Genomic DNA, 1,945 nt, shown 5'->3' with positions numbered 1-1,945 from the left:
AGTCACCACCCGCGAGAACCGCAATATCAACATCGTGCAGGGTTTCGATTTCACGGTGGGGCACAACAACCGGATCGGGGAGTTTCAGTATAACATCTCCGCCAACTTCAACTATTCCCGTATCATGAACCTGTACCAGGAAGGTGACCTGCCGCGCAACAGCTTCGAGCGCTGGCGCAACGGTCGTACCAACCGTTACAACGATATCGTGTGGGGGCATACTTACCTGGGCCAGTTCCAGAGCCAGTCGGAAATCGACCGCTATCCGCTGCAGGGCGGCGACCTCGCCAATTCGCGCGAGCTGCCCGGCGATTTCAAATACCAGGACACCAACAACGACGGTGTGATCAACGACGGCGACCTGCTGCCGCTCTGGCTGGGGCAAAATGGAACCAACGACAACCAGAACCCCAGCGGCAAAAATCCCAAGATCAACTACGGCTTAACGTTAGGCGCGAGCTACAAAGGGTTTGACATGAACGTCCTCTTCCAGGGTGCCGCCATGTACACCGTGCGCTTCAGCGAAGTGTACGCCGAAGTGCTGGCCTTCCGTGGCAATACGCCCGCTTACTTCTTCGACCGCTGGCATAAAGCAGATCCCTACGATCCCTCCAGCGAGTGGATCGCCGGTAAATGGCCCGCTACGCGCTTCAACCACAACGTAGGCATGATGTACGCCGAAAGCTCCGTATGGCGCCGCAACGCTTCGTACCTCCGCCTCAAGAGCCTGGAACTGGGGTACACCGTTCCCGCGAAGCTCTACCGCAAAGCAGGCCTCGAACGCATCCGCGTATACGCCAGCGGCTTCAACCTGTTCACTTTCGCCGATTCGTTCGTGAAACCCTTCGACCCCGAAAGGCTCGAAGGCCTCTTCAACGCCGGGTTCAATTATCCCCTCATGCGGACCTACAACTTCGGCATTAACGCAAACTTCTAAAACGGGACTATATGCAGACTTTTCCTAAAATACTGACATGCCTGCTGGCCGTAATGCTCTTCAGCTGCAAGTCGGTGCTGGACCTCAAGCCCACCGATAAGATCCTGGCCGAAGACCTCTTCGGCGACCCCGAAGGCGTGAAACTTTACATGGCCAATTTATATTACCAGCTGCCGATGGAAGACTTCGCTTTCTTCCGCGCCGGCTTCAACCAGAACGGCGGCGATCCCAATAACGGCGGATTCGCGCCGGCGATGGTGACCGACGAAGCCGTACATTCCGAATTCGGCGATTTCGTGGGCGATGGCGATTTCCATTGGTGGGACCAGGGATACAAGCTCATCCGCGACGTCAACCTCCTGGCAGACGCCATTCCCACCCTGCAGATCATCGAAGCCGATAAAAAGAAGCTGACCGGCGAAAGCGCCTTCATCAAGGCCTTCGCGTATTTCGCGCTGGCGAAACGCTATGGCGGCGTTCCCCTGATCAAACAAACCCAGCAGTACACCGGCGACGTGGAAAGCCTGAAAGTACCGCGCAGCACGGAAAAGGCGACCTGGGATTATGTGATGGAGCTCTGCGACCAGGCGATCGACAACCTTGAGCCGGGAGACGGCAAAAGCCGCCGCGTGACGAAGTACACCGCTGCTGCGCTGAAGTCGCGCGCTGCGCTGCATGCCGCGTCCGTGGCGAAATTCTGGAGCAGGGCGCCCATGTCGGGGCCTGCGGTGACAGACAAGCTCGTGGGCATGTCGGCCGGTGATGCCGCCGCGTATTACACGGCCTGCATCCAGGCCAGCGAGCTCATCATCAGTTCCGGTGCTTTTGCGCTGTATGGCGCCAACCCGGCTTCGCCGGAAGAAGCGGCGGAAAACTACCGCATGCTGTTTGCCAATCCGAACGGCGGCGATAAGGAAACCATTCTCCTAAAAGGTTTTACGCTGCCAGGCAACCTCACGGGCCATAACTACGACATCTGGTACCAGCCCGCGCAATCCGCCAATGGCT

The 1,945-nt window shown here is 57.9% G+C and carries 1 protein-coding gene and 1 pseudogene; both read left to right on the top strand.

All coding sequences use genetic code 11. From position 1 onward, the window contains the following. A pseudogene (locus Q0510_RS11860) lies at positions 1 to 937 on the top strand (hypothetical protein); the annotation flags it as partial. A gap of 11 nt (positions 938 to 948) precedes the next feature. Then, positions 949 to 1,945, top strand: a 997-nt coding sequence (locus tag Q0510_RS11855) for a RagB/SusD family nutrient uptake outer membrane protein (protein ID WP_298711663.1), incomplete at its 3' end; no start/stop codon positions are given.

This window comes from uncultured Chitinophaga sp., assembly GCF_937874145.1.
Taxonomy (GTDB): Bacteria; Bacteroidota; Bacteroidia; order Chitinophagales; family Chitinophagaceae; genus Chitinophaga.
Note: the sequence above shows the minus strand (reverse complement) of the source record. Positions and strands in the feature narration are given on the sequence as shown.